The organism is Microbacterium yannicii (assembly GCF_024055635.1).
Classification (GTDB): Bacteria; Actinomycetota; Actinomycetes; order Actinomycetales; family Microbacteriaceae; genus Microbacterium; species Microbacterium yannicii.
This window is the reverse complement of sequence record NZ_JAMXMB010000008.1, coordinates 19,626-40,472: the sequence shown is the minus strand read 5'-3', so window position 1 is coordinate 40,472 and position 20,847 is coordinate 19,626. Positions and strand designations below refer to the sequence as shown.

The following is a 20,847-nucleotide window of genomic DNA, read 5'->3' as shown; positions in this document are numbered from 1 at the left end:
GCCATCTGCGGCCGCTGATATCGTGCGACCATGACCACGCCTCGCCGCCTGCTGCTCGTCAACGGACCGAATCTCAACCTCCTGGGCACCCGCGAACCCGGCATCTACGGCACGGCGACGCTCGCGGACGTGGAGCAGGTGGCGACGGATGCCGCGGCCCGCCGCGGCTTCGAGGTCAGGGCGGTGCAGAGCAATCACGAAGGCGTCCTCCTGGACGCCATCCACGCGGCACGCGAGGACTGCGCCGGCATCGTCATCAACCCGGGCGGACTGACCCACACGTCCGTCGTGCTGCGGGACGCACTCTCCGGCGTCGGCCTGCCGGTCGCCGAGGTCCACATCTCGGACGTGAAGGCGCGCGAGGAGTTCCGCCACCATTCGTACGTCGCCGACGTCGCCCAGGTCCACGTCATCGGGGAGGGCGTGACGGGTTACGCCACCGCCGTCGCGCGGCTCATCGACATCCTCACCGGGCAGGCCGAGGGCTGACGAATCGGCCGGGGACCAGGCATCCCGTAGAATCGAACGTCGGCGCTGCCGGTCCTCGAGCTTCTCGGCGGGCAGCGGCCGCCTCGCACTTCACGCCGCCGGCACCACACCTCACACAACGAAACGGATTCGCACCCTCATGGCATCCACCGCAGACATCAAGAACGGCGTCGTCCTCAGCATCGACGGTCAGCTCTGGAACGTCATCGAGTTCCAGCATGTCAAGCCGGGCAAGGGTGGCGCGTTCGTCCGCACGAAGCTCAAGAACGTCGTGTCGGGCAAGGTCGTCGACCGCACGTACAACGCCGGCGCCAAGATCGACATCGAGAACGTCGACCGCCGCGACTTCACGTACCTGTACAACGACGGCGACAACTTCGTCTTCATGGACGTCGCCGACTACGACCAGATCAACGTGGCGGCCGCGACCGTCGGCGATGCCGCGAACTTCCTGCTCGAGAACCAGCAGGTGCAGATCGCGCTGAACAACGGCAACCCGCTCTACGTCGAGCTTCCCGCCTCCGTCATCCTGGAGATCACCTACACCGAGCCGGGCCTCCAGGGCGACCGCTCGTCGGCCGGCACCAAGGCCGCGACCGTCGAGACCGGGTACGAGATCCAGGTGCCGCTGTTCGTCGAGACCGGCACCAAGGTCAAGGTCGACACGCGCACCGGCGACTACCTCGGCCGCGTCAACTGACGTCGGCGGCCGCTGACTCATGAGTGCCCGTACGAAGGCGCGCAAGCGCGCGCTCGACATCCTCTTCCAGGCCGACGTCCGCGGCGACACGCCGGCGACCGTCCTCGCCGCCGAGGCGAAGCGGGCCGCGAACGAGCCCGCCCGCGAAGCCTCGTGGCTGTACGCCCGTGAGATCGTCGACGGCGTGATCGACTACCAGGACGCCATCGACGAGCAGATCACGACGTTCGCGAAGGACTGGACGCTCGCGCGCATGCCCGCCGTCGACCGTGCCGTGCTGCGCATCGGCGCCTGGGAGATCCTCTACAACGACGAGGTGCCCACCGCGGTCGCCATCGACGAGGCCGTCGAGCTGGTCAAGGAGTTCTCGACCGACGAGTCGGGCTCGTTCGTCCACGGCGTCCTCGCCCGGATCGCGCGCGCGGGCTGATCGTCCGACGCTCGCCGCGGTGTCGGCGGGACTTGGCAGGATGGATGCCGTGACCCCGCTGTCGGCCGGCCCCCCGCCGTTCATCGATCCCGGGCACATCCGCCGGCACACCGACAGCGGCTCGTACGAGCGCGGTGTGGCGTACTTCGCCGACGGCGCGGTGCAGCAGCTGCAGTGGGACCCGGTCACGTCCGTCATCGAGGCGGTCGTCGCGGGCAGCGCGGGACGCACGTACCGCTGTCGCGTGCGGCTCGACCCGCAGCGGGTGGACCACCCCATCGCCGCCACCTCGTGCACGTGCCCGGTGCAGTTCGACTGCAAGCACACCGTGGCGACGCTGCTCGCGGCCAACAGGCTGGCGACCTCGGCCCCGGGGTCGGGGGAGTCGTCGTGGCGCGCGGTGTTCGCCGCCCCGGCGCCCGTCGCGCGGACGCACACGCCCCTCGCCCTGGGCGTCGAGCTGCGCCAGCGCGTGCGTCGCGGAGCGTCGGCCTGGGCACCGGCGCGGGTCGAGTCGGCAACGGCCCGCGGGCTGCATCAGCACGGGCAGGACGTGCTGGTGGGGCTTCGCCCGCTCGCGCGGTCGGGTCGGTCCGACGCGTGGATCAAGGGCGGCGTCTCCTGGGACGCGCTGCGGCGGCCGACCACGGAGTACGACCCGGCGCAGACGCGATGGTTCGCCGAGCTGCACAGCATCGGCCGCGACGTCCGCTCGTTCGGCGCGTTCTCGGACGTGTCGGAGTGGCTCACTCTCGACGACATCGAGTCGAGTCTGCTCTGGCCGCACCTGGCGTCCGCCTCCGACCTCGGCATCCCGTTCGTTGCGACCAAGCGCGGTGCGACGGTCGCCCAGGCCTCGACGGCGTCCGTCGCCGTGCAGGCGCAGCGCACCGCGCACGGCCTCGAGATCGTCCCGATCGTCACCATCGACGGCGAGCAGATCCCGGCCGCCACCCTGCGCCCGGTCGGGCGCACCGGTGTCTACCGCTTCACGGTGCATCGGGACCGCATCGACCTGGTGCTCGCCGCCGTCGCGCTGCCCGACCCGGTGCCCGCGCTCCTCACCGCGCGCGAGGCCATCACCGTCCCCGCCGACGACGCCGAGGAGTTCGTCCGCGAGCACCTGCCCCGCCTCGCGCGACGCGTGGAGATCGATGCGCCGGGGATCGACGTCGCCCCGCCTCCCCGGCCGCAGCTCGTGCTCCTCGTGCGGTTCGAACCGAACCACCGGCTCGTGTACACGCTGGCGTGGCGTTACGGCGACGGCGAGCTGCGGGGCCTCGACACGGCGGGCGATGATCGCGACGCCGAAGCCGAGGCGGCGATCCGCGGCCGCGCCGAGGCGCTGTGGCGCGACCACGCGCCGGTGGACTTCGCCTCCGCCGGCACGCTGTCGGGGATCGACGCGGCCGAACTCGCCTCACGGCTGCTCCCTCTGCTGGAGGCCGAGGCCGACATCCGCGTGGAGATCTCGGGCGAGCGTCCGCCGTACCGCGAGCTCGCGGGCGACCCGCGCATCGACATCACGTCGGTCGAGACCACCGACGCCGACTGGTTCGACCTGGGCGTCGTCGTGACGGTCGACGGCCGCCGCGTCCCGTTCGGCACACTCTTCACCGCGCTGTCGCGCGGCCGCAAGAAGATCCTGCTGAGCGACGGCGCGTACTTCTCGCTGTCGCACCCGTCGCTGCAGCGCCTCCGAGATCTCATCGACGAAGCCGGCGAGCTCGACGAGTGGGAGACCGGGCCGCGCATCAGCCGCTATCAGACCGCCCTGTGGGCGGATTTCGAGGATCTCGCTGACGAAGCGCAGCCCGCGGTCTCGTGGCGCGCGACCGTCGAGGCGCTCCGCGACGCCGACGGGGTGCCCGCCACGCCGCTCCCGTCCGCGCTGCAGGCTGACCTGCGTCCGTATCAGCGGGTCGGCTACGACTGGCTCGCGTTCCTGTGGCAGCACCGGCTCGGCGGCATCCTGGCCGACGACATGGGCCTCGGCAAGACGCTGCAGCTGCTGGCGCTCATCGCGCACGCCCGCGAGGGCGGCGAGGAGCGTCCCTTCCTGGTCGTGGCGCCCACATCCGTGCTCTCGACGTGGCGCAGCGAGGCGGCCCGCTTCGTTCCCGACCTGCACGTCGCCGTCATCGATGCGACCCGCGCCAAGCGGGGGACGACGGTGGCGGATGCCGCAGCCGCCGCCGACATCGTCGTGACGTCGTACACCCTTCTGCGTCTCGACGAGACCGAGTTCGGACGCGTCGCGTGGGCCGGCCTCATCCTGGACGAGGCGCAGTTCGTGAAGAACAGCCAGACGAAGGCCTACCGGGCGGCGCGCGACCTGCCGGCGGACGTCGTCTTCGCCGTCACCGGCACGCCGCTCGAGAACAGCCTCACCGAGCTGTGGGCCCTGCTCTCGCTCACAGCGCCCGGGCTGTTCCCGTCGGCACGCCGGTTCCGCGAGGAGTACGTCGGCCCCATCGAGAAGGGCAAGGTGCCCGAGAACCAGGAGGGCGGCGCATATCGCGCCGGACGTCTGGCGCGCCTGCGGCGCCGCATCCGCCCGCTCGTGCTGCGGCGCACGAAGGAGCTGGTGGCGGCCGACCTCCCTGCGAAGCAGGAGCAGGAGGTGCGCATCGAGCTCGGCGCCGCCCACCGCGCCCTCTACGACACCGTCCTGCAGCGCGAGCGTCAGAAGGTGCTGGGACTGCTCGAAGATCTCGACCGCAACCGCTTCATCGTGTTCCGCTCGCTGACGCTGCTCCGCATGCTGAGCCTCGCCCCGGAGCTGGTCGATTCCGCGTACTCGCACATCGCCCCGAGCAAGCTCGGCGCCCTGTTCGAGCAGCTCGACGAAGCACTTGCCGAGGGACACCGCGCGCTCGTGTTCAGCCAGTTCACGTCGTTCCTCGGCCTGGTGTCGGCGCGGCTCGAGGAGCGGGGCATCCCGTTCGCCTATCTCGACGGGTCGACGCGCGATCGCGATGCGGCCGTCGAGGCCTTCCGTGGGGGAGAGGCCCCGGTCTTCCTCATCAGCCTCAAAGCGGGTGGCTTCGGGCTCACGCTGACGGAGGCCGACTACGTGTTCCTGCTGGACCCGTGGTGGAATCCCGCCGCCGAGGCGCAGGCCGTCGACCGCGCACACCGCATCGGGCAGCACCGCAGCGTCATGGTGTACCGGCTCATCGCGAACGGAACCATCGAGGAGAAGGTGATGGCGCTGCAGCAGCGCAAGGCGCGCCTGTTCCGGTCGGTGATGGACGACGACGCGCTGTTCGGCCAGGCGCTCACCGCCGACGACATCCGCGGGCTGTTCGACGACTGAGACTTGCCGGTCGACGGGCCGGGCACCCTCGGTGCCCTCGCCTAGACTCGTCTGGTTCGTTCGACTGTTGGATAGGGGAGGAGTCCCATGCGCATCACGGGCCTCGGCCACGCCGGAATGTTCATCGAGACGGCGGGAGGAAGCATCCTCTGCGACCCGGTGATCGGCCCGACCTTCTTCGGGTCGTGGTTCCCGTTCCCCGACAACCGGGCACTGGACTGGCACAAGTACGGCAATGCCGACTTCCTGTACGTCTCGCATCGCCACCGGGACCACTTCGACCCGGCGCTCATGCAGCGCCACGTGCCGAAGGACATCAAGGTGCTGCTCCCGGATTACCCGACCGACGATCTCGAGCAGGATCTCCGCCGGCTCGGCTACGACAACATCGTCTACACGCAGGCGGGCGTGCCGCTCGAGTTCGGCCCCCTCAAGCTCATGGTGACGCCGTTGCGCGCGCCGAGCGACGGGCCGATCGGCGACTCATCCCTGAGCGTGGACGACGGCACCGCCAGCATCCTGAACCAGAACGACTCCCACCCGCTCGACCTCGAGAAGCTGCTCGGCTTCTCGAAGCCCGAGGCGTACTTCACTCAGGTATCGGGCGCCATCTGGTGGCCGATGGTCTATGACCTGCCCCAGGACGCCAAGCAGAACTTCGCCAAGCTCAAGCGCGACGCACAGAACAAGCGCGCGATGTACTACATCGAGAAGGTCGATGCCGAGCACGTCTTCCCGATGGCCGGGCCGCCGATGTTCCTGCGCGAAGAGCTGTTCAAGTACAACGGCTACGGACTCGACGACGATGCGATCTTCACCGACCAGCGGCAGTTCCTGGCACACATGGCAGAGCTGCGGCCGGACCAGAAGGGCTACGAGTTCGTGCCCGGCACGGTCGTCGAGCTGAACGGCGGCGAGCTGTCGGTCACCCAGACGCTGTACACGGATGCCGAGATCGACCGCATCTTCGACGACAAGTGGTCGTACCTCGCCGAGCAGCGCGACTCCCGTCAGGACGAGATCCGCGCCGAGGAGGCCTCACGTGCGGCAGTGCTGCCGCCTGCGGTGATGCTCGCGGCGATCAAGGAGTGGTGGGAGCCGCTGCTGCGTCGCGCCCGTACCATCCGCAACGGGGTCGGCGGCATCGTGCGCTTCCGCATCGGCGACCTCGACATGGTGGTGGACTTCCCGAAGGCGAAGGTCCGCGAGTACGCCGACGACGAGTGCATCTACTGGTACACGATCCCGGCCGACCTCGTCTCGACCAACATCGCCGACCACGAGATCGACTGGTCGAACTCGATCTTCCTGTCGATGCAGTTCGAAGTGGGGCGCAGCGGCAAGTTCAACGAGTTCCTCACCACGTTCCTGAAGTGCCTGTCACGCGATCGCATCGAGTACGTCGAGAACTGGTACGCCGAGCAGACCGACCAGACCGAGGACGCGCAGCTCGGCGACTGGATCGTGCAGCGCCGCTGCCCGCACCTGCGGGCGGATCTCACCAAGACCGGGAAGATCGAGGACGGCGTCCTTACCTGTTCCCTCCACGACTGGAAGTGGGATCTGGCGAGCGGCAAGTGCCTGACCAGCCAGGGGCACCCGATCCGCGCGTCCCAGGTGGAGGACGCCCTGTTCCGCGAGGCGACCACGCCCGCGGCCTGAATCATCGATGGCGCCGTCTGATTGTAGGTCTCCGACAATCAGACGGCGTTTTCGTGCCGTTCGATGTGTATTCCGCCCGCAATCCCGTGCCCGTCCGTATCACCGCGGCTCCCCCCGGATCCTGATCACCGTGCCCGCGGTCGCGGGCGATCAGCATCGAAGGAGTCACGCCATGACCACCGTTCCCGTCCACGGCGCCGCCGGCGTCGTCGTCCCCGCATCGACCCGTCAGTCGAGCCCCATTCGAGCGATCCTGTCGTGGGAGGCGCGGGCCGAGGCCGCCGTCAAGGTCTCGCTGCAGCGCTGGAGCATCCCCGCCCTGCGCATCGCACTCGGAGCCGTCTTCGTCGTGTTCGGCGCCCTGAAGCTCTTCCCGGGCGTCAGCCCGGTCGAGGCGCTGGTGAGCCAGACCTGGGAGAAGCTCACCTTCGGGCTCGTCAGCGGACAGGCCGCGCTCGTGGCCACCGCCGTGATCGAAGTCACGGCGGGCGCGCTGCTGATCGCCGGCCGCGGCTTCGCACGAATCGGGCTCGTCGTGCTCGCGATCGCCTACGTCGGGATCCTGTCGCCGATCGTGCTCCTCCCCAGCGAGGTCTTCGGTCCCGTGGGCCCGACGCTGACCGGCCAGTACATCTTCAAGAACGTCGTGCTGATCGCTGCGGCGCTCGTCGTCGCCTCCCGGGTGCTGCGCGGTCCTGCCGCGCGGTGATGACCAGCGGCGTCGCGAGGGCCATCCCGGCGCCGATGTGAGGGCCGGTCCCGATTCGGGGCCGGCCTTCGCCGTGCCCTAGACTGGACGACGATCACAGCAACCTTTAACCCCGTCCCGTGAGGCGGAGAAGGGAGCGGCGGATGAGCACGCCCACCGTGCAGCCTCGCACCGTCATGACCGGCGCCGACATCGCCCGGGCCCTGACTCGGATCTCCCACGAGATCCTGGAGTCCAACAAGGGCCCCGAGGGTCTGGTCCTCCTCGGAATCCCCACGCGCGGCGTCACCCTCGCGCATCGGATCGGCGCACTGGTGGAGCAGTTCGGCGGCGCCGCGGTGCCGGTCGGCGCCCTCGACGTCACGATGTACCGGGACGACCTGCACCGCAACCCGACCCGATCGCCGCAGCGGACGCAGATCCCACCCGGCGGCGTCGACGGCAAGGTCGTCGTCCTGGTGGATGACGTGCTCTTCTCGGGACGCAGCATCCGTGCGGCGCTCGATGCCCTGCAGGACATCGGCCGCCCCGCCGCGGTGCGACTCGCGACGCTCGTCGATCGCGGCCACCGCGAGCTGCCGATCCGCCCGGACTTCGTCGGCAAGAACCTCCCGAGCTCCCGCGACGAGCGCGTCAACGTGCGCCTCGACGAGACCGACGGCTCCGAGGCCGTCACCATCGAAGGACGGTGACCCGCTCATGAGGCACCTGCTCGACACGCGGACGCTCGCCCGCGCCGACGCCCTGCGCATCCTCGACGTCGCCGAGGACATGGCCGACACGCAGCGCCGCGAGGTGAAGAAGCTGCCCACCCTGCGGGGCAGGACCGTCGTCAACCTGTTCTTCGAGGATTCGACGCGCACGCGGATCTCGTTCGAGGCGGCCGCCAAGCGCCTGTCGGCCGATGTGATCAACTTCTCCGCCAAGGGCTCCAGCGTCTCGAAGGGGGAGTCGCTGCAGGACACCGCGCAGACCCTGCAGGCGATGGGAGCGGATGCCGTCGTCATCCGCCACGGAGCGTCCGGAGCACCGCGCACCCTCGCCACGAGCGGCTGGATCAGCGCAGGCGTCGTCAACGCGGGCGATGGCACCCACGAGCACCCGACGCAGGCATTGCTGGACGCGTTCACGATCCGCAAGAGGCGCTTCGGCGACGACAGCCGCGGTCGCGACCTCACCGGCGTGAAGGTCACGATCGTCGGTGACGTGCTCCACTCGCGGGTCGCCCGTTCGAACGTCTGGCTGCTCGACGCCCTCGGCGCTCACGTCACGCTGGTCGCACCGCCCACCCTGGTCCCGCAGGACATGTCGCAGTGGCCGGTGACGATGCTGTACGACCTCGACGACGCGATCTCCGCCGCACCGGACGCGCTCATGATGCTGCGCATCCAGCTGGAACGTATGAACGCGGCGTATTTCCCCACTGAACGGGAGTATTCGCGACGCTGGGGTCTCGACGCGCGCCGCCTGCAGGCGCTCGGAGCGGATAGCATTGTCATGCATCCCGGACCCATGAACCGGGGTCTGGAGATCTCCGCCGAAGCCGCGGACTCGCCCCGCTCGACCGTCCTCGAGCAGGTGGCGAACGGCGTCTCGGTGCGCATGGCCGCGCTCTACCTGCTTCTGGCGGGAGCGGAGCACGACGCAGCCGACAGCACACCCGCGACGGACGCCCCGGTCACCGGCGGCGAAGAGAAGGAGAACACCCCATGAGCGAGACCCTTCTCTTCCGAGGCGCACAGGTCGAAGGATCCACCGCCGCTGATCTGATCGTCGAAGACGGCGTCATCGCCGAGATGGGTCCCGGCCTCAGCCGCGCCGGGGCGACCGCGATCGACGTCGACGGTCTCGTGCTGCTGCCGGGCCTGGTCGACCTCCACACGCATCTGCGCGAACCCGGCTACGAGGCATCCGAGACGATTCTCACCGGCTCGCGGGCCGCCGCCGCCGGTGGCTACGCCGCGGTGTTCGCCATGCCCAACACCTCGCCCGTCGCCGACACCGCCGGTGTGGTCGAGCAGGAGCTCGCCCTCGGCGAGGCCGCCGGTTTCGTCACGGTGCAGCCCATCGGCGCCGTCACCGTCGGGCAGAAGGGCGAGCGGCTGGCCGAGCTGGGCGCTATGGCCGATTCCCGTGCCCGGGTGCGCGTCTTCAGCGACGACGGCTTCTGCGTCTGGGATCCGCTCATCATGCGGCGAGCGCTCGAGTACGTGAAGGCGTTCGACGGCGTGATCGCCCAGCACGCGCAGGACCCGCGCCTCACGGAGGGTGCGCAGATGAACGAGGGCGCCGTGTCGGCGGAGCTCGGGCTGGCCGGCTGGCCCGCGGTGGCCGAGGAGTCGATCATCGCCCGCGACGTGCTGCTCGCCGAGCACGTCGGGTCCCGGCTGCATGTGTGCCACCTCTCGACCGCCGGCTCGGTCGACATCATCCGCTGGGCCAAGCGCCGCGGCGTCGATGTGACCGCCGAGGTCACTCCGCATCACCTGCTCCTGACCGACGAGCTCGTGCGCGACTACGACGCGCGGTTCAAGGTCAACCCGCCGCTACGGCGAGAAGAGGACGTGCTCGCGGTGCGCGAGGGCCTCGCCGACGGGACCATCGACATCGTCGCGACGGATCACGCGCCCCACCCGGCCGAGGCGAAGGCCTGCGAGTGGCAGGCGGCCGCCAACGGCATGGTGGGTCTGGAGAGCGCCCTGCGGGTGGTGCAGCAGTCGATGATCGACACCGGGCTGCTGACGTGGGGCGACGTCGCCCGCGTCATGTCGCGGGAGCCCGCGCGCATCGGCCGGCTTGCCGGACACGGGACACCGCTGACCGAGGGCCAGCCGGCATCCCTCGCGTTCTACGACCCCGCGCCGCGCCGCACATTCACGACCGACGATCTGCGCGGCCGCAGCGTGAACTCGCCGTACCTGGGTCGCGAACTGCCGGGCGAGGTGCGCTGGACGCTCCACCGGGGCACCGTGACCGTCGCCGACGGCGAGCTGCTCGATACGCCGGGGGCACGCGCATGACCCGCGAAGGCGCCCTGGCGATCATGATCGCGGTCGCCGTCGTGCTTCTCGCCGCACTCGCGTGGGCGTGGTGGCGACGAACGCGGCGGGACGCGACGCCCCTCGTCGTCGCCGGCGAGCTTCCCGCCGACGCGCACGTGCGCGCGACCTTCGACGCGCTGTACGTCGCGACGACCGCCCGCGACGCTCCGCTGGAGCGCATCGCAGCACCGGGCATGGCCTTCCGCTCCAAGGCGACCGTCACCGTCGCCGATGAGGGCGTGGCGGTCGGCCTCACCGGGCAGGACCCCTTCGTGCTGACTCCCGACCGCATCGTCGACGTGGGCCAATCCACCGTCGCGATCGACCGCGTCGTCGAGACCGGCGGCCTCACACGGCTGACGTGGCGCACCGACGCCGGCTCGACCGTCGACACCTACTTCCGACCCCAGGATGCCTCGGCCCGCGCTCTCGCGGACGCTGTGGCCGGCATCCTTCCCCCGACCCAGACGGGAACCGATTCATGACCTCCCTCTTCCAGACCGATCCCGCCGTCCTCGTGCTCGAGGACGGGACCCGCCACGTCGGACGCGCGTACGGCGCCCAGGGCACCACCATCGGCGAGGTGGTCTTCGCCACCGGCATGACCGGCTACCAGGAGACGCTCACCGATCCCTCGTACGCCGGCCAGATCGTGCTGCAGACGGCACCGCACATCGGCAACACCGGCATGAACGACGAAGACCCCGAGTCGCGCCGCATCTGGGTGTCGGGCTACATCGTGCGCGACCCCTCGCGCGTCGTCTCGAACTGGCGCGCCGACGAGTCGCTCGACGATGCGCTGGTGGCGGACGGCGTCGTCGGCATCAGCGGCATCGACACGCGCGCCGTGACGCGCCACATCCGCTCGGCCGGGAGCATGCGCGGTGCGATCTTCTCCGGCGAGGCAGCGGCGATCGACCCGGACGAGCAGCTTCGTCTCGTGCGCGAGGCACCCGAGATGGCCGGCCGCAACCTCTCTGCAGAGGTCTCGGTCGCCGCCGCCGAGGTGACGAAGGCGACCAGTGAGCGCATCGGCAACCTCGCCGTGCTCGACCTCGGCGTCAAGCAGGCGACGGTCGACAACCTCGCGGCACGAGGTTTCGACGTGCACGTCCTGCCGCAGGACGTCACGATCGACCAGATCCGCGCGATCGACCCGGTCGCGGTCTTCTACTCGAACGGCCCCGGCGACCCGGCAGCCTCGGGCGACCACGTCGACCTGCTGCGCGGCGTGCTCGACGACGGGCTGCCGTTCTTCGGCATCTGCTTCGGCAACCAGCTGCTCGGCCGCGCGCTGGGTCTCGGCACCTACAAGCTGCCCTTCGGCCACCGCGGCATCAACCAGCCGGTGCTCGACAAGTCGACCGGCCGCGTCGAGATCACCGCCCACAACCACGGGTTCGCCGTGGACGCGCCGGTGGACGGCGAGTTCGACAGCCCCCACGGGTACGGCCGCATCGAGGTCAGCCACGTCGGGCTGAACGACCAGGTGGTCGAGGGCCTGCGTGCCCTCGACATCCCCGCCTTCTCGGTGCAGTACCACCCCGAGGCGGCGGCGGGTCCGCACGACGCCAACTACCTGTTCGACCGCTTCCGCGACCTCGTCGTCGCGACCCTTCGACAAGCTCAGGGACCGGCCGTTCGACAAGCTCAGGGACCGGCCGTTCGACAAGCTCAGGGACCGACTCAGGAGGCCGGCAAGTAATGCCCAAGCGCGACGACATCAACTCCGTCCTGGTCATCGGCTCCGGGCCGATCGTCATCGGGCAGGCGTGCGAGTTCGACTACTCGGGCACGCAGGCCTGCCGCGTGCTCCGCGAGGAGGGCGTGCGCGTCATCCTGGTGAACTCGAACCCGGCCACGATCATGACCGATCCCGACTTCGCCGACGCGACCTACATCGAGCCGATCAACTGGCGCGTGATCGAGACGATCATCGCGAAGGAGAAGCCCGACGCGATCCTGCCGACGCTGGGAGGTCAGACGGCGCTCAACGCGGCGATCGACCTCCACAAGCACGGGATCCTCGAGAAGTACGACGTCGAGCTCATCGGCGCCGACTTCGAGGCGATCAACAAGGGTGAGGACCGCCAGATCTTCAAGCAGCTCGTGCTCGACGCGGGCGCCGACGTCGCGGCATCCCGGATCGCCCACACGATGGACGAGGTGCTCGCGGCCGCAGACGAGCTCGGGTACCCGCTCGTCGTCCGCCCGTCCTTCACGATGGGCGGCCTGGGCTCGGGCTTCGCGTACGACGAGAACGACCTCCGCCGCATCGCCGGCGCCGGTCTGCGCGACTCGCCGACGACCGAGGTGCTGCTCGAGGAGTCGATTCTCGGGTGGAAGGAGTACGAGCTCGAGCTGATGCGCGACACCGCCGACAACACGGTCGTCGTGTGCTCGATCGAGAACGTCGACCCGGTCGGTGTCCACACCGGCGACTCGATCACCGTCGCCCCGGCGCTCACCCTCACCGACCGCGAGTACCAGAAGCTGCGCGACATCGGTATCGACATCATCCGCGCGGTGGGGGTCGACACCGGCGGCTGCAACATCCAGTTCGCCGTCGACCCCGCCACCGGTCGCATCATCGTGATCGAGATGAACCCCCGCGTCTCGCGGTCGTCGGCCCTCGCTTCGAAGGCGACCGGCTTCCCGATCGCGAAGATCGCCGCGAAGCTCGCGATCGGCTACCGCCTCGACGAGATCCCCAACGACATCACGAAGGTCACGCCGGCGAGCTTCGAGCCGACGCTCGACTACGTCGTCGTGAAGGTGCCGCGCTTCAACTTCGAGAAGTTCCCGGCCGCCGACACCACGCTGACCACCACGATGAAGTCCGTGGGCGAGGCGATGGCCATCGGCCGCAACTACGCCACGGCGCTGCAGAAGGCGCTGCGCTCGCTCGAGAAGCGCGGGTCGAGCTTCCACTGGGGCGACGAGACGCGCTCGGCCGACGAGCTGCTCGAGATCGCCCAGCGTCCGACCGACGGGCGGATCGTCGTGCTGCAGCAGGCGCTGCGCAAGGGGGCCACGGTCGAGCAGGCGTTCGAGGCGACCAAGATCGACCCGTGGTTCCTCGATCAGATCGTCCTCATCAACGAGGTGGCCGAGTTCGTGCGCCAGGCGGGCGAGCTGGATGCCGCCACCCTGCGCATCGCGAAGGAGCACGGGTTCAGCGACGCCCAGATCGCCGAACTGCGCAGAGACAGCGAAGCCGCGGTGCGCGGCATCCGTCACGCGCTCGGCATCCGTCCCGTCTACAAGACCGTCGACACCTGCGCGGGGGAGTTCCCGGCGCTGACGCCCTACCACTACTCGAGCTACGACTTCGAGACCGAGGTGACGCCGTCGGAGCGCACCAAGATCGTCATCATCGGATCCGGCCCCAACCGCATCGGACAGGGCGTCGAATTCGACTACTCGTGCGTGCACGCCTCGTTCGCACTGGCCGACGCCGGCTACGAGACGGTGATGGTCAACTGCAACCCCGAGACGGTGTCCACCGACTACGACACCTCCGATCGCCTCTACTTCGAGCCGCTCACCCTGGAGGACGTCCTCGAGGTGCTGCACGCCGAGGCGCAGTCGGGCGAGATCATGGGCGTGATCTGCCAGCTCGGCGGCCAGACGCCGCTCGGTCTCGCGAAGGGGATCGAGGACGCCGGATACACCATCCTCGGCACCAAGCCGGCGGCGATCGACCTCGCCGAGGAGCGCGAGCTCTTCTCTCGCCTGCTCGATGACGCGGGTCTGGTCGCACCGCGCAACGGCACGGCGATCGATGTCGACGGCGCCGTCTCGGTGGCCGAGGAGATCGGCTACCCGGTGCTGGTGCGGCCGAGCTTCGTGCTCGGCGGCCGTGGCATGGAGATCGTCTACTCGACGGAGGCGCTGCGCGACTACTTCGTGCGCATCGCCGACGCCGCGATCATCGGCCCGGGGATGCCGCTCCTGGTGGACCGCTTCCTCGACGACGCCATCGAGATCGATGTCGATGCGCTGTTCGACGGCGAAGAGCTGTACATCGGCGGCGTCATGGAGCACCTCGAGGAGGCCGGCATCCATTCGGGCGACTCCAGCTGCACGCTGCCGCCGGTGAGCCTCGGCCGCACCGACATCGACCGCGTCCGGATCGCGACGCACGCGATCGCCGAGGGCGTGGGCGTCCGAGGCCTCCTCAACGTGCAGTTCGCCATCTCGGCCGGCGTGCTCTACGTCATCGAGGCGAACCCGCGCGCCAGCCGCACGGTGCCGTTCGTGTCGAAGGCGCTCGGGATCCCGCTCGCGAAGGCCGCCGCGCGGATCATGGCGGGCGCGTCGATCGCCGATCTCAAGGCCGAGGGACTGCTCCCCGAGCAGGACGGCTCGCGCGTGCCGCTGGACGCCCCTGTCGCCGTGAAGGAGGCAGTGCTGCCGTTCAAGCGGTTCCGCACCGCCGACGGACAGACCGTGGACTCGGTGCTCGGCCCCGAGATGCGCTCCACCGGCGAGGTCATGGGCATCGACCGCGACTTCCCCACGGCCTTCGCGAAGTCGCAGGACGCCGCGTACGGCGGCATGCCGCAGTCCGGCACGGTGTTCATCTCGGTCGCCGACAGCGACAAGCGCGCGGTGATCCTGCCGGCCCACCGCCTGCAGGAGCTCGGCTTCGATCTCGTCGCGACCGAGGGCACCGCCGAGATCCTCGCCCGCAACGGCATCGCGGTGCGCGTGGTGAACAAGTACTCCGAGACGCAGGAGTCGGGCGGCACCAACATCGTCGACCTCATCAACGCCGGCGAGATCGACATCGTGGTGAACACGCCGAGCGGTGGCAGCGCCCGCGCCGACGGCTACGAGATCCGCGCGGCGGCGGTAGCCGGCGATAAGGCGCTGTTCACGACCATGGCCGTGCTCGGCGCCGCGGTGAGCGCGCTGCCGGTGCTGCGCGAGGGCTTCAAGGTCAGAAGCCTGCAGGAGTACGCCGAGGATCGGCGGGCACGCGGATGACGTCGTTCGGCGAACGGGTCCGTGCGGCCTTCGTCACGCACGGGCAGCTGTGCGTCGGCATCGATCCGCACCCCCACCTCCTGGGCGAGTGGGGATTGGATGCCGCGGCCGCCGGCGCCCGCGAGTTCGGCCTGCGCGTGGTCGGGGCCGCCGCCGGCCGTGTGGGCGTGGTCAAGCCGCAGGTCTCGTTCTTCGAGCGCTACGGGTCGGCCGGCTTCGCCGCGCTCGAGGACGTTCTCACCGCCGCCCGCGCCGCCGGGCTGCTGGTGATCGCCGATGCCAAGCGCGGCGACATCGGATCGACCATGGACGCCTACGGCGAGGCGTGGCTCACGCCCGGCTCTCCCCTCGAAGCCGACGCGATGACGGCCAACCCGTTCCTGGGCGTGGGCACGCTCGAAGGCACCTTCACGGTCGCGGAGCGCCACGGCAAGGGCGTATTCGTGCTGGCGGCCACGAGCAATCCCGACGCACGCACCGGCCAACGGGCGGTCCTTCCCAGCGGCGAGACGGTCTCGGCCGCGATCGTGCGCGAGGTCTCGGAGCGCAACGCCGGCACGACGCCGGAGGGCCACTGGGGGAGCGTGGGCGTGGTGATCGGCGGCACCGTGGACTGGGCGGATGCCGGGCTCACGGCGTTCTCCCCGGTCGCGCCGATCCTCGGTCCGGGCTTCGGTCACCAGGGTGCGCAGGCGCATCAGCTCCGCGCGCGCTTCGGCGGCCTGGCGGAAGCGGTGATAGCGTCGGAGAGCCGCAGCATCCTGGCTGCCGGACCCGACCGGCTCGCCGCGCGCATCTCCGAGCGCGCCCTTCTCTACCGTGGTGATTGACATGCCCGATTCCCGTACCCCTCCCGATGGGGCTTCGCCCCGAACCACGGGGGCGCAGGCCCGCCCGCCCGAGGTCGACCGCGTCGCCGCGTCGCGCCGCGCCGTCGCGGCCCGCCGTGAGCGCGCGGCGCTCAAGAAGGACGTCGCGATGCGGGTGATCACGCCGCAGGAGCTGCTGCGGCGCGCCCTGGCGGATCCCACCTCGCCGGCCGGCGCCATGCGCGTGCCGGAGTTCCTCACCGCGATCCCCGCGATCGGCGAGGGCAAGCGCGACCGGATCCTGCACGATCTCGAGATCTCGCCCGTCAAGCGTCTGGGCGGACTGGGCTCGCGCCAGCGCGAAGACCTCCGGAGCTTCCTCGACGCCCGTTGGCCGGAGCTCGAGCCGCGCGGGGGGCGCAGCCGCCTCGTCGTGCTCGCCGGTCCCACGGCCGTCGGCAAGGGCACGGTCGCCGCGCACATCAAGGCGCACCACCCCGAGATCCTGCTCTCGGTGTCGGCGACCACGCGCGCGCCGCGCCCGGGAGAAGTGGACGGCGAGCACTACTTCTTCGTCGACGACGCCGAGTTCGACCGGATGATCGCCGACGACGAGCTGCTCGAGTACGCGACCGTGCACAACGCATATCGCTACGGCACTCCCCGCACGCCCATCGAGAAGGCTCTCGCCCAGGGGCGCACCGTGCTGTTGGAGATCGACCTGCAGGGCGCCCGCCAGGTCCGCGAGGCCGACCCGTCGGCGACCCTCGTGTTCCTGCTGCCGCCGAGCTGGGACGAGCTCGTGCAGCGCCTCGTCGGTCGCGGCACCGAGGACACCGCGGAGCGCGCACGACGGCTGCGCACGGCCAAGACCGAACTGGCGTCGCAAGCCGAATTCGACTTCCGCGTCGTGAACGACGACATCGCCCGGGCGGCCGACGAAGTCGCTCGCCTCGCGCACTGAGGACTCTCAGGGCCGCGGTGGGCACGCGGGGGAGCACGGTCCCGTAGAATGGTGGGATGCCTCGGCACCCCGAGGCCCGCAGACTCCCATTCCGACATCCGATCCAGGAGGTTTCGCCATGGCCGGAACGAACCAGGGCATCATCGAGCCCCCCATCGACAGCCTGCTCGGGAAGGTCGACTCGAAGTACCAGCTCGTGATCTTCGCGTCCAAGCGCGCGCGTCAGATCAACGACTACTACTCCGACCTCCACGAGGGCAACCTGTTCGACAACGTGGGCCCGCTCGTCGACTCGACCGTCGAAGACAAGCCCCTCACGATCGCGATGCACGAGATCCACGAGGACAAGCTGCGTCTGCGCCGCGCGGAGTAATCCCGTTACAACCCTTGTGCCCTCGAAGACGGTGATGTCCGTCTCCGGGGGCATACTGGTGTCCGCCGCTCGCCACCGGACACCAGGGCGACCGGCGCCACGACAACTGGAGTACCGATGACCGACCTGCGTCTGTTCACGTCCGAATCCGTCACCGAGGGCCACCCCGACAAGATCTGCGACCAGATCTCCGATTCGATCCTCGACGCGATCCTCGAGGCGGACCCGAACGGACGCGTGGCGGTCGAGACGCTCGTCACCACCGGCCTCGTCCACGTCGCCGGCGAGGTCTCCACCTCCGCGTACGTCGAGATCCCGGCGATCGTCCGCGGAGTCGTGAACCGCATCGGCTACACGTCGAGCGAGACCGGCTTCGACGGCGAGTCGTGCGGCGTCAGCGTCTCGATCGGCGCACAGTCCTCCGACATCGCCGCCGGCGTCGACAAGGCCTTCGAACGTCGCGAGGACGGATCCCAGGACCCGCACGACCTGCAGGGCGCGGGCGACCAGGGCATCATGTTCGGCTACGCGACCACCGAGACGCCGCAGCTCATGCCGATGGCCGCGTGGACCGCGCATCGCATGGCCGAGCGCCTCGCCGCGGTGCGACGGTCGGGCGAGCTGCCGTTCCTCCGCCCCGACGGCAAGACGCAGGTCACGCTCGGCTACGACGGTCAGACGCCGAAGACGGTGGAGTCCGTCGTCCTTTCCACCCAGCACCACCCCGACATCTCGCAGAAGGCGCTGCGCGCCGCGGTCCGCGCCGAGGTCATCGACCCGGTGCTCGAGGCGACGGGGCTGGACCTCCCCGATGTGAAGTTCTACATCAACCCCGCCGGTCCGTTCGTCATCGGCGGCCCGAAGGGCGATGCCGGTCTCACCGGCCGCAAGATCATCATCGACACCTACGGCGGCGCGTCACGTCACGGCGGTGGCGCGTTCAGCGGCAAGGATCCCTCGAAGGTCGACCGCTCCGCGGCGTACGCGATGCGGTGGGTCGCGAAGAACGCGGTCGCCGCCGGCCTCGCGGACCGCCTCGAGGTGCAGGTCGCGTATGCGATCGGCAAGGCCAAGCCCGTGGGCCTCTACGTCGAGACCTTCGGCACCGGCCGGGTCGCCGACCACGTGATCACCGATGCGATCCTCGAGGTGTTCGACCTGCGTCCGAAGGCGATCATCGATCAGCTCGACCTGCTGCGGCCGATCTACGCGCAGACCGCGGCCTACGGACACTTCGGCCGCGAGCTGCCCGACTTCACGTGGGAGCGCACCGACCGCGCCGACGCACTGCGCGCGGCCGCCGGGCTCTGACGCCGGCCGCGTGATCGCGGTGCACGACGACGAGAACGACCCGGTCGAGGGCGCGCGACCGCCGCGCCGTGTCGCGCGCGTGCTCATCGATTCCCCGCTGCCCCAGCTGGACCGGCTGTTCGACTACGAGATCCCCGCCGCTCTGGCCGCCGACGCGCAGCCGGGCGTGCGCGTGCGGGTCCCGCTGCGCAGCGCCGGGCGGATGGTGGACGGCCTGCTCGTCGAGCTCGGCGAGCCGGATGCCTCCGACCGGCCCCTCTCTCAGCTCGAAGCCGTCGTCTCCTCCGTTCCCGTGCTGAGCCCGGCGCTCTACGCGCTGGCCCGCCGCGCCGCTGATCGCGCGGCGGGCTCGGCCGGCGACATCCTGCGGCTGGCCATCCCGAAGCGCATGGTGCGTGCCGAGAAGGCGTGGCTGGCCGCGGAGCCGGTCGCGCATCCCGAGGTCGAAGAGGCGGATGCCGCGTGGGCGGCCGACGTGCTCGCCGTGTATCCCGGGCTCGCCGAGGCCCTCGACGCCGGGGAGCGCCTCGCACTCGACGCGCCGCCGGTGCCCGCCCAGCTCGAGGACGGCACCGTCGTCGGTTCGTGGGCGGTCCTCCTCGCCGCCGCGGCGACCCGGGTGCTCGCGGCGGGGCGCAGCGCCGTCATCGCCGTTCCCGACCACCGCGACCGCGCGCAGCTCGAGGCGGCCCTCTCGAGCCGCATCCCGGCGGACGCCTTCGTCCGCGACGACGCCAAGCAGAGCGGCCCCGCGCGGTATGCCGCGTTCCTGCGCACCCTCGCTGACGCGCCGTGCGTGGTGATCGGCAACCGCTCCACCGTGTATGCGCCCGTCGCCGAGCTGGGCCTGATCGCGCTGTGGGACGACGGCGATCCCCTCCTGGCGGAACCGCTCAGTCCGGGCGTCCATGCCCGCGACGCGGCACTGCTGCGTCAGGAGCTGCACGGCGGCGCCCTCGTCTTCGCGGGGCACACCCGCACCACCGATGTGGAGCGGCTCGTCGCCGTGGGGTGGGTACGCGACCTTCCGGCCGCGCGCCGGCTGAGTCCGCGCGTGGTGCTCAGCGCGAACCGGGAGGGCGAATCCCGCGCGGCGCGTGTGCCCTCCTCGGCCTTCGCCGCGGCACGCGCGGCTCTCGCGGAGGGTCCCGTCCTGGTCCAGGTCGCGCGTCCCGGGTACGCTCCGGTGCTGGTCTGCGCGAAATGCCGCCACCCCGCCCGGTGCCCGCATTGCGGTGGGCCCCTCCACGCCGCACGGCAGGGTGCGGTCCCGACCTGCTCGTGGTGCGGGCGCGCGGCACATGCGTGGGCGTGCCCGGAATGCTCGTCGACCCTGCTGCGCATGGCCTCCTCGGGCAGCGAGCGGACGGCCGATGAGCTGGGGAGGGCTTTCCCGGGGACCCGTGTGATCATCGCGGACGGCGATCATCCGGTCACCGAGGTGGACGGGCGTCCGGCCCTCGTGGTCGCGACGCGAGGCGCCGAACCGCTCGCGATCGGCGGATACCGCGCGGTGATCCTGCTCGACGGGGATCGGATGCTGATGGCCGAGGACCTGCGCATCGGCGAGTCGTGCCTGCGGTGGTGGTCGAATGCGGCAGCCCTGGCCGCTCCGGGCGCCCCGGTGCACCTCGTCGGTGTCGGAGGCGAGGTCGCCCGTGCGCTGGCGACGTGGACGCAGGCGGCCTACGCGCGGGCCGAGCTCACGGACCGCGTGCCGCTGCGCATGCCGCCCGCGGTGCGGGTGGCGGCCGTCGAAGGCCCACGCCGAGCCGTCGACACCGCACTGGCCGAGCTCCGCCACGCCGTACCCGAGCTCGACGCCGAGGCCGTGCTCGGGCCGCTCGCCCACGGCGAGTCCGTCCGCGCTCTGGTGCGATTCGACTACGGCCTCGGGACGCGCGTGACGGAGAGCCTGCGGGCGTCGGTGGTGAGCCAGGCGGTCAAGGGCCGACGGCCGGCGAAGGGGCGCGCGCCGGGCGCCGCCCATACACTGAAGGTCCGGGTCGACGTGCCCGACCTCGACCTCTGACCCTCGATCGTTCAGG

17 protein-coding genes are annotated in these 20,847 nt (G+C 70.5%); all 17 read left to right on the top strand.

The window, feature by feature from the left end; all coding sequences use genetic code 11:
- Positions 1-30 precede the first annotated feature (30 nt).
- The 17 genes from aroQ to NCG93_RS03185 all read left to right on the top strand — a co-directional run bounded on the left by aroQ (position 31) and on the right by NCG93_RS03185 (position 20,831).
- Positions 31-489, top strand: coding sequence for a type II 3-dehydroquinate dehydratase (aroQ, locus tag NCG93_RS03265; RefSeq protein WP_194415429.1), 459 nt, complete (start codon positions 31-33; stop codon positions 487-489).
- Positions 490-628: 139 nt separating this feature from the next.
- The gene (gene efp, locus NCG93_RS03260) at positions 629-1,189 is read left to right on the top strand and encodes an elongation factor P (protein ID WP_194415430.1); all 561 of its coding nucleotides are present in this window, start codon (positions 629-631) and stop codon (positions 1,187-1,189) included.
- A 19-nt stretch (positions 1,190-1,208) separates the two neighbouring features.
- Positions 1,209-1,619, top strand: a complete 411-nt coding sequence (gene nusB / locus NCG93_RS03255; protein ID WP_194415431.1) for a transcription antitermination factor NusB — start codon at positions 1,209-1,211, stop codon at positions 1,617-1,619.
- Between the two features lie 49 nt (positions 1,620-1,668).
- On the top strand, positions 1,669-4,938 hold the full coding sequence (locus tag NCG93_RS03250; protein ID WP_252787427.1) for a DEAD/DEAH box helicase: 3,270 nt from the start codon (positions 1,669-1,671) through the stop codon (positions 4,936-4,938).
- Positions 4,939-5,025: 87 nt separating this feature from the next.
- The gene (locus NCG93_RS03245) at positions 5,026-6,600 is read left to right on the top strand and encodes a Rieske 2Fe-2S domain-containing protein (RefSeq protein WP_194415433.1); all 1,575 of its coding nucleotides are present in this window, start codon (positions 5,026-5,028) and stop codon (positions 6,598-6,600) included.
- Between the two features lie 172 nt (positions 6,601-6,772).
- Positions 6,773-7,309 (top strand): DoxX family membrane protein, encoded by a 537-nt coding sequence (locus tag NCG93_RS03240; protein WP_194415434.1) that lies wholly within the window; start codon positions 6,773-6,775, stop codon positions 7,307-7,309.
- A gap of 143 nt (positions 7,310-7,452) precedes the next feature.
- Complete coding sequence (gene pyrR, locus NCG93_RS03235; protein ID WP_194415435.1) at positions 7,453-8,001, top strand: bifunctional pyr operon transcriptional regulator/uracil phosphoribosyltransferase PyrR; 549 nt, start codon at positions 7,453-7,455, stop codon at positions 7,999-8,001.
- Between the two features lie 7 nt (positions 8,002-8,008).
- Positions 8,009-9,022, top strand: coding sequence for an aspartate carbamoyltransferase catalytic subunit (locus NCG93_RS03230; RefSeq protein ID WP_194415436.1), 1,014 nt, complete (start codon positions 8,009-8,011; stop codon positions 9,020-9,022).
- On the top strand, positions 9,019-10,329 hold the full coding sequence (locus NCG93_RS03225; protein ID WP_194415437.1) for a dihydroorotase: 1,311 nt from the start codon (positions 9,019-9,021) through the stop codon (positions 10,327-10,329). The genes NCG93_RS03230 and NCG93_RS03225 overlap by 4 nt, the downstream gene beginning before the upstream one ends.
- Complete coding sequence (locus NCG93_RS03220; RefSeq protein ID WP_194415438.1) at positions 10,326-10,835, top strand: PH-like domain-containing protein; 510 nt, start codon at positions 10,326-10,328, stop codon at positions 10,833-10,835. The genes NCG93_RS03225 and NCG93_RS03220 overlap by 4 nt, the downstream gene beginning before the upstream one ends.
- Positions 10,832-12,055, top strand: coding sequence for a glutamine-hydrolyzing carbamoyl-phosphate synthase small subunit (gene carA, locus NCG93_RS03215; RefSeq protein ID WP_241742196.1), 1,224 nt, complete (start codon positions 10,832-10,834; stop codon positions 12,053-12,055). Before NCG93_RS03220 ends, carA begins: the two co-directional genes overlap by 4 nt.
- Positions 12,055-15,342, top strand: a complete 3,288-nt coding sequence (gene carB / locus NCG93_RS03210) for a carbamoyl-phosphate synthase large subunit (RefSeq protein ID WP_194415439.1) — start codon at positions 12,055-12,057, stop codon at positions 15,340-15,342. The genes carA and carB overlap by 1 nt, the downstream gene beginning before the upstream one ends.
- Positions 15,339-16,172 (top strand): orotidine-5'-phosphate decarboxylase, encoded by an 834-nt coding sequence (gene pyrF / locus NCG93_RS03205; RefSeq protein ID WP_194415440.1) that lies wholly within the window; start codon positions 15,339-15,341, stop codon positions 16,170-16,172. Before carB ends, pyrF begins: the two co-directional genes overlap by 4 nt.
- Before the next feature lies 1 nt (position 16,173).
- Complete coding sequence (gene gmk, locus NCG93_RS03200) at positions 16,174-17,115, top strand: guanylate kinase (RefSeq protein ID WP_241742198.1); 942 nt, start codon at positions 16,174-16,176, stop codon at positions 17,113-17,115.
- Positions 17,116-17,233: 118 nt separating this feature from the next.
- Positions 17,234-17,488, top strand: coding sequence for a DNA-directed RNA polymerase subunit omega (gene rpoZ, locus NCG93_RS03195; protein WP_252787426.1), 255 nt, complete (start codon positions 17,234-17,236; stop codon positions 17,486-17,488).
- A gap of 117 nt (positions 17,489-17,605) precedes the next feature.
- Positions 17,606-18,799, top strand: a complete 1,194-nt coding sequence (gene metK / locus NCG93_RS03190; protein WP_194415441.1) for a methionine adenosyltransferase — start codon at positions 17,606-17,608, stop codon at positions 18,797-18,799.
- A 10-nt stretch (positions 18,800-18,809) separates the two neighbouring features.
- Complete coding sequence (locus tag NCG93_RS03185) at positions 18,810-20,831, top strand: primosomal protein N' family DNA-binding protein (protein WP_252787425.1); 2,022 nt, start codon at positions 18,810-18,812, stop codon at positions 20,829-20,831.
- The last annotated feature ends 16 nt before the right edge of the window (positions 20,832-20,847 follow it).

Coding starts and splice junctions, on each gene's coding strand:
- aroQ (WP_194415429.1), top strand. CDS start 31: ATGACCACGCCTCGCCGCCTGCTGCTCGTCAACGGACCGAATCTCAAC.
- efp (WP_194415430.1), top strand. CDS start 629: ATGGCATCCACCGCAGACATCAAGAACGGCGTCGTCCTCAGCATCGAC.
- nusB (WP_194415431.1), top strand. CDS start 1,209: ATGAGTGCCCGTACGAAGGCGCGCAAGCGCGCGCTCGACATCCTCTTC.
- NCG93_RS03245 (WP_194415433.1), top strand. CDS start 5,026: ATGCGCATCACGGGCCTCGGCCACGCCGGAATGTTCATCGAGACGGCG.
- NCG93_RS03240 (WP_194415434.1), top strand. CDS start 6,773: ATGACCACCGTTCCCGTCCACGGCGCCGCCGGCGTCGTCGTCCCCGCA.
- pyrR (WP_194415435.1), top strand. CDS start 7,453: ATGAGCACGCCCACCGTGCAGCCTCGCACCGTCATGACCGGCGCCGAC.
- NCG93_RS03230 (WP_194415436.1), top strand. CDS start 8,009: ATGAGGCACCTGCTCGACACGCGGACGCTCGCCCGCGCCGACGCCCTG.
- NCG93_RS03225 (WP_194415437.1), top strand. CDS start 9,019: ATGAGCGAGACCCTTCTCTTCCGAGGCGCACAGGTCGAAGGATCCACC.
- NCG93_RS03220 (WP_194415438.1), top strand. CDS start 10,326: ATGACCCGCGAAGGCGCCCTGGCGATCATGATCGCGGTCGCCGTCGTG.
- carA (WP_241742196.1), top strand. CDS start 10,832: ATGACCTCCCTCTTCCAGACCGATCCCGCCGTCCTCGTGCTCGAGGAC.
- carB (WP_194415439.1), top strand. CDS start 12,055: ATGCCCAAGCGCGACGACATCAACTCCGTCCTGGTCATCGGCTCCGGG.
- pyrF (WP_194415440.1), top strand. CDS start 15,339: ATGACGTCGTTCGGCGAACGGGTCCGTGCGGCCTTCGTCACGCACGGG.
- gmk (WP_241742198.1), top strand. CDS start 16,174: ATGCCCGATTCCCGTACCCCTCCCGATGGGGCTTCGCCCCGAACCACG.
- rpoZ (WP_252787426.1), top strand. CDS start 17,234: ATGGCCGGAACGAACCAGGGCATCATCGAGCCCCCCATCGACAGCCTG.
- metK (WP_194415441.1), top strand. CDS start 17,606: ATGACCGACCTGCGTCTGTTCACGTCCGAATCCGTCACCGAGGGCCAC.